Source organism: Pseudomonas sp. PME37.24/006, assembly GCF_055556635.1.
On record NZ_JBVHNL010000007.1, the window covers coordinates 44704 to 50916 of the forward strand.

Consider the following 6213-nt stretch of genomic DNA (forward strand, 5'->3'; position numbering starts at 1 on the left):
TTTTTGCGCGGGGCAATCGACTCAGTGGTCGGTGTTATTGAAGCTGTTCTTGCGTGCAGCTTCGTATTCTTCCTTGTCCATCGGCTTGGCGCCTGGCTTGCCCAGGTCGGCCATCGGAATCCGGTAGGTTTCCGGGGCGATGAATGCAGCGATGGCGCACAGGCAGGTGATGCCGAATGCCAGGCCACCGATCAGCATCGGAATGTTGTCCGAGCCGGGCGGTGCGAGCAGGGCGAACACTGCTGGCAGCATAGCCGTCAGCATGGTGCCGACGTTCTGCGCGATGGCCATAGCCGATACGCGGTAGCGGGTTTGGAACAGCTCCGGGTAGAAGCTTGGGAACACCGCGTTGTAGCCCTGGTACACAACGCCCCACATCAGCAGCGACATGATGAAGGCCAGCGGCACGTTACTGATGCTGATGGCGTACAGGTAACCGAAGGCCAGCAGGCCGGAACCCAGTGCACCGGTGATCATGGTCGGGCGGCGGCCGATCTTGTCGGACAGGTTGCCGACGAAGGGAATCACCAGCACCGCGACGATATTGCCCACCACCGGAATCCACAGATACACGCTCTTGTCGAAGCCGATTCCATACGCCGGTTGCACCGCATAAGCCGCACCAAAGATGGTTGCCACTACCGGGATCACGTTCATCAACGCCATCACCATGACCAGGAACATGGTTCTCCAGCTGGTGCTGAACGCTTCGGAGATCGGCGACTTGGCGATCTTCTGCTTGTTCTCTTCATTGACGAAGGCCGGGGTCTCATGGACTTCGCGGCGGATGATGAAACCCGCCAGCAGTACGAAGGCGCTGAGCAGGAACGGGATACGCCAGCCCCAGTCGTTGAACGCCTCGGACGGCATGAAGTACGCCAATGGCAGGAACACGGCAGCGGCAAGTACTTGTCCAGCCTGTACACCCTGCAGGGTGAAGCTGGCGTAGAAACCTCGTCGTCCGAATGGTGCATGTTCGAGAATCATCGAGCTCGCCCCGGAAATTTCACCCGCGACTGCGAAGCCCTGGATCAGGCGCAGCACCACCAGCAGGGCCGGAGCCAGGAAGCCGATGTCGTGATAGGTCGGCAGCAGGCCAACGGCCATGGTCGAGATGCCCATCAGGAACATGCACAGCAGCAGCACGTTCTTGCGGCCACGTGTGTCACCCCAGTGACCAAGGACGAAAGCACCGACCGGGCGCGCCAGATAACCCACGCCGTAGGTTGCCAGCGAGGCAACGATGGCCATCTTCGGGTCGGTGTTGGGGAAGAAAATCTGCGGGAAGATCAGAGCTGCCGCCTGGGCGTAGATGAAGAAGTCATAGTACTCCAGCGCGGAACCGACCCAGCCGCTGGCGGTAGCTTTCTTGGCTTGTGAACTCGAGGGCTTAGCCATCATTGTCTCCGTTGTTATTAGAGCGCTGAACGAACCGTCAGGATGAGTGCGGATCGAACACCGGCTTAGGCGACCGGCCTTGGATTGGCTTGGTCAGCCCGCTGTCAGGATTATCGAGCGGAGTGTCGCTGGTCAGGGTCGGACGTGCGCGGGAGCTGCTGTTGGCCGACTGCCAGCCAAAAAGCGTGCGAATGTTATGCGGGTACGCAAGGAGTGGGAAGTGAGCATGGTCGTACTCTTATTGAAATTGTTATGGGTGATGCACGGCCGCTTGAGTGATCTGCGCCTGGATGTGACAGCGCCGCGGTGAGAAATATGGTGTTGCAAATGAAGAAAGGCCGTCAATTCGATTAACGGCCTTATGTTCGATAAACGCACAGAATACTAACTGGTTCGTACACTTTGAATTGCCGCCTCCCGCGTGCGCGCGAATAATCGCTGCAGCCCCCGAGAAATCGAGTTACCGGCTGGTAGAACGACGTACACAACGTCTCGTCGACTACGCTTGCTGGAGCTTGGCCGAGGCCACCACGCGATCCGCAGAGATCGTTATTTACAAGGAGCTGAAGTATGCATCGCTCGATTGCCACTGTTTCCCTGAGCGGAACCCTGCCGGAAAAACTCGAGGCCGTTGCGGCTGCGGGCTTCGACGGTGTGGAGATTTTCGAGAACGACCTGCTGTACTACGCGGGTAGCCCGCGCGACGTGCGCAAGATGTGCGCCGACCTTGGCATCGCGATCACGTTGTTCCAGCCATTTCGCGATTTCGAAGGTTGCCGCCGTGATCGTCTGCAGCGCAATCTTGACCGCGCCGAGCGCAAGTTCGATCTGATGCAGGAGCTCGGCACCGACCTGGTGCTGGTGTGCAGTAACGTCGCTGCGGATTCGCTCGGTGACGAGGAAATCCTGGTCGACGACTTGCGCTTACTGGGTGAGCGCGCTGGCGCACGTGGCCTGCGTATTGGCTACGAAGCATTGGCCTGGGGCCGCCACGTTAATACCTACCAGCAGGTATGGAGCCTGGTACGCCAGGCTGACCATTCTGCGGTCGGCGTCATCCTCGACAGTTTTCATACCTTGTCGCTGAAAGGTGATCCAGCGGCGATCGCCGATATTCCGGGTGACAAGATATTTTTCGTGCAAATGGCCGATGCGCCGATCCTGGCGATGGACGTGCTGGAGTGGAGCCGCCATTTCCGCTGCTTCCCCGGTCAGGGTGAATTCGATCTGCCGGGCTTCCTCGCGCCGATCATTCGTACCGGCTACAACGGGCCGCTGTCTCTGGAAATCTTCAACGACGGTTTCCGCGCCGCGCCGCCGCGCGCTAACGCCGTGGACGGCTTGCGCTCGCTGCTCTATCTCGAAGAGAAAACCCGTCAACTGCTGGCCGCAGACGAGCAGGCACCGAACCTCGATATGCTGTTCTCCACGCCGCCAGCCAGCCGCTATCACGGCGTCGAATTCCTCGAGTTCGCGGTCGACGAAGCGGCCGGCGCCAAGCTGTCGGGCTGGCTCGAGCGACTGGGCTTCGCCAAGGCCGGCGAGCACCGCTCCAAGGACGTCAGCCTGTTGCGCCAGGGCGACATCAATATCGTCCTCAATGCCGAGCCGTACTCCTTCGCTCATGGATTCTTCGAAGCCCACGGCCCGTCTCTGTGTGCCACCGCATTGAAGGTCAAGGACGGTGCGTCGGCACTACAGCGCGCTCGCGATTATCGTGGTCATCCTTATCGTGGGCTGGTCGGGCCGAACGAGCGGGAAATTCCGGCGATGCGTGCCCCCGATGGCAGCCTCATCTATCTGGTCGACCAGGCCGAAGCCGGGCAGAGCATTTACGACAGCGACTTCAAGCTCGATCCAAGTGCCGTGCAAACCGGTAGCCTGGAGCGCATCGATCACATGGCGCTGGCGCTACCGGCTGACAACCTGGACAGCTGGGTGCTGTTCTATAAAAGCTTGTTGGACTTCGAGGCCGATGATGAAGTAGTCCTGCCCGACCCCTATGGCCTGGTGAAAAGCCGCGCGTTGCGTAGCCGCTGCAGCTCGGTGCGCCTGCCGCTGAACATTTCCGAAAACCGCAACACCGCGATTGCCCACGCGCTCTCCAGCTACCGCGGTTCGGGCGTGCACCACATCGCGTTCTCCTGCGAAGACATTTTCAAGGAAGTAGCGCGGGCCAAGGAGGCGGGTGTCCCGCTGTTGGACATCCCTCTCAACTACTACGACGATCTGGCTGCACGCTTCGACTTCGACGACGAGTTCCTCAGCGAACTGGCGTATTACAACGTGCTCTATGACCGTGACGCCCAGGGCGGCGAGCTGTTCCACGTTTATACCGAGGCATTCGAAGAGCGCTTCTTCTTTGAAATCATTCAGCGCAAGAATGGTTATGTCGGCTATGGTGCCGCCAACGTTGCTGTCCGCCTTGCGGCGATGGCCAAGTCGCGCAGTGGTAGCGTACGTCAGGCGAAGCTCTGACCTGTATGTTCAGCCGCGGGTATCGGCTGTAGCCTTTACCCGCCGTCCATGTGCAGGATGAACAATAAGAAAGGCCACGATGAGTACCTCTATGACCGTTACCCTTGAGCCTGCGGCCGAAGAACTGGCCACGGCGACCCGCAAACCACGTAAGAACAACCCGGAAAAGACCCGGGAGAACATCCTGCAGGCCGCTATTACCGAGTTCGTACAGCAGGGACTTTCAGGTGCTCGTGTCGACGCTATCGCAGAGCGCACGGCCACTTCCAAACGCATGATCTATTACTACTTCGGCAGCAAGGAACAGCTTTACGTCGAAGTACTCTCCAAGCTGTATGGCGATATACGCAGCACCGAACGACGTCTGCATCTCGATGAACTGCCGCCACCTGATGCAATCCGCCGGCTGGTCGAATTCACTTTCGACCACCATGATCGCAACTCGGATTTCGTGCGCATCGTCAGTATCGAGAACATCCACTACGGCGAGTACGTCAAGCAGTCACCGGAAATCCGCCGGATGAGCAATGTGGTGCTGTTGACGCTAGGCGAAACGCTTAAGCGGGGAGAGAAGGAAGGGCTGTTCCGCGAAGGGCTGGATACGCTGGACGTGCATATGCTGATCAGCTCGTTCTGCTTCTATCGCGTATCCAACCGGCATACGTTCGGGGAGATCTTCCAGATCGATCTACCGGATGAGCAGGTCAAGCTGCGTCACAAGAACATGATCTGCGAAGCGGTGTTGCGCTATATCACTCGCTGAACGGGGGCCGGCCATCATTTATGGCCGGCCCGTAGTGATCAACTGTTCATGCTGTGGAAGTGGTCGAGCATGCGTTGCGCGTCCGCTTCAACGCCGCTGAACAGTTCGAATGCTTTCACCGCCTGAAATACCGCCATGTTGCCGCCGTCCAGGGTTCTGCAGCCAATGGCTCTGGCTTCACGAAGCAGCTCGGTTTCTAGTGGGAAGTAAACGATTTCGGCTACCCACAGAGCTGGGCGAAGCAGCGCCTTGGGAATGGGCATGCCCGGAAGCTTGGCCATGCCCATCGGGGTGGTGTTGACCAGGCCATCGGCGCTTGCCACTGCAGAAGCCAGGTCGCTGCCGGCCTGAGCGCGTGGTGAGCCGAAGTGCTCGTTGAGATTGGCAGCCAGCGCCTGGGCGCGTTCGAGCTCGACGTCGAAAATGGTCAACTGCTCGACGCCTTCACTTAATAGTGCGTGAGCCACTGCGGCACCCGCGCCACCAGCCCCCATCTGTACCACCTGGCTGCGCTTCACGTCACCGAGGCCGCGTCGGAAACCTTCCGAAAAACCCAGGCAGTCGGTGTTGTGGCCGATCCGTTTGCCGTCCTTGAAGACCACGGTATTCACCGCGCCAATTCCTCGGGCCTCGTCGGACAGGTCGTCGAGCAGCGGAATGATCGCCTGCTTGCAGGGGAAGGTAATGTTGAGCCCGGTGAAGCTCATGCGTTCGGCCGCGCTCAACAGATCGGGGAGGGCGCTGCTGTCGAGCTGCAACTGATCCAAGTCGATCAGCCTATATAAGTAGCGAATGCCCTGGGCGTCGCCTTCATGCTCGTGCATGGCGGGTGTGCGGGAAGCCTGGATGCCTGCACCGATGAGGCCGGCGAGGATGCTCGATGTATGGGTGGTCATGTGTGCATCATCCTTTAATGAGTTGGCGGAAGTGTTGCAGTGCTGCGCGATAGCCCCCGCTGCCCAGGCCGCAGATCACGCCGAGGGCGATCGATGAGACGAAGGAGTGGTGGCGGAAGGCTTCACGTTTATGCACGTTGGATAGATGCACCTCTATTACCGGCAGTTCGCTGGCGACCAGTGCGTCGCGGATGGCCACTGACGTGTGTGTCCAGGCGGCAGGATTAATCACGATGCCTGCACAGCGGCCGCGGGCTTTGTGGATCCAGTCGATGAGTTCGGCTTCGTGGTTGGTCTGACGAAACTCGGTAGCCAGACCCAGCGGTTCGGCAGTGTCGGCGCAAAGGCGGGAGATGTCGGCCAGAGTCTCGTGGCCATAGGTCTCAGGTTCACGGGTGCCGAGCATGTTCAGGTTCGGGCCATTGAGGATAAGGATGATGGGAGCCATGGTGCTTCCTGGTTGTTATTGTGGGGTCACTAATAAATCTCCTTTAAAAATGTACTAACCGGTTAATTAGGTCAATCGCTCGCCTATAAAGGTCAGGACAAAGCGTTCGATTATCGAGCTTTAGCTTTTTACGTAAAAACCTGAAATAAACGGTTGACCTGAGATTCTGGCTGCCTATAATGCGCACCACTTCCGGCGCAGCCTGATCTGAAAACTCCTTGTTAATCAGG

Annotated in this window: 6 protein-coding genes; 2 read left to right on the forward strand and 4 right to left on the reverse strand. The window is 58.8% G+C overall.

Annotated elements, in window-relative coordinates; genetic code table 11:
- Positions 1-21: 21 nt before the first annotated feature.
- A complete protein-coding gene (locus ACZ3GY_RS23475; protein ID WP_463565215.1) occupies positions 22-1398 on the reverse strand; it encodes an MFS transporter in 1377 nt (458 codons plus the stop codon).
- 570 nt (positions 1399-1968) lie between these two features.
- Here ACZ3GY_RS23475 and quiC point away from each other — a divergent pair.
- Together quiC and ACZ3GY_RS23485 are read left to right on the forward strand one after the other, a co-directional pair.
- Positions 1969-3876, forward strand: coding sequence for a 3-dehydroshikimate dehydratase QuiC (gene quiC, locus ACZ3GY_RS23480; RefSeq protein ID WP_465912158.1), 1908 nt, complete (start codon positions 1969-1971; stop codon positions 3874-3876).
- A 91-nt stretch (positions 3877-3967) separates the two neighbouring features.
- Entirely contained in the window at positions 3968-4639 is a 672-nt protein-coding gene (locus tag ACZ3GY_RS23485) for a TetR/AcrR family transcriptional regulator (protein ID WP_463565213.1), read from the forward strand.
- A gap of 38 nt (positions 4640-4677) precedes the next feature.
- On the opposite strand, the gene ACZ3GY_RS23490 is transcribed toward ACZ3GY_RS23485, so the two are convergent.
- From ACZ3GY_RS23490 to ACZ3GY_RS23500, 3 genes are all read right to left on the reverse strand, one after another.
- The gene (locus ACZ3GY_RS23490; RefSeq protein ID WP_465912159.1) at positions 4678-5535 is read right to left on the reverse strand and encodes a shikimate dehydrogenase; all 858 of its coding nucleotides are present in this window, start codon (positions 5533-5535) and stop codon (positions 4678-4680) included.
- A 7-nt stretch (positions 5536-5542) separates the two neighbouring features.
- On the reverse strand, positions 5543-5983 hold the full coding sequence (gene aroQ / locus ACZ3GY_RS23495; RefSeq protein WP_465912160.1) for a type II 3-dehydroquinate dehydratase: 441 nt from the start codon (positions 5981-5983) through the stop codon (positions 5543-5545).
- Between the two features lie 43 nt (positions 5984-6026).
- Positions 6027-6213, reverse strand: a 187-nt coding sequence (locus tag ACZ3GY_RS23500; RefSeq protein ID WP_465912161.1) for a hypothetical protein, incomplete at its 5' end; no start/stop codon positions are given.

Bases quoted from the DNA above. Each gene is read 5' to 3' on its own strand.
- ACZ3GY_RS23475 (WP_463565215.1), bottom strand. From the start codon at position 1,398: ATGGCTAAGCCCTCGAGTTCACAAGCCAAGAAAGCTACCGCCAGCGGC.
- quiC (WP_465912158.1), top strand. From the start codon at position 1,969: ATGCATCGCTCGATTGCCACTGTTTCCCTGAGCGGAACCCTGCCGGAA.
- ACZ3GY_RS23485 (WP_463565213.1), top strand. From the start codon at position 3,968: ATGACCGTTACCCTTGAGCCTGCGGCCGAAGAACTGGCCACGGCGACC.
- ACZ3GY_RS23490 (WP_465912159.1), bottom strand. From the start codon at position 5,535: ATGACCACCCATACATCGAGCATCCTCGCCGGCCTCATCGGTGCAGGC.
- aroQ (WP_465912160.1), bottom strand. From the start codon at position 5,983: ATGGCTCCCATCATCCTTATCCTCAATGGCCCGAACCTGAACATGCTC.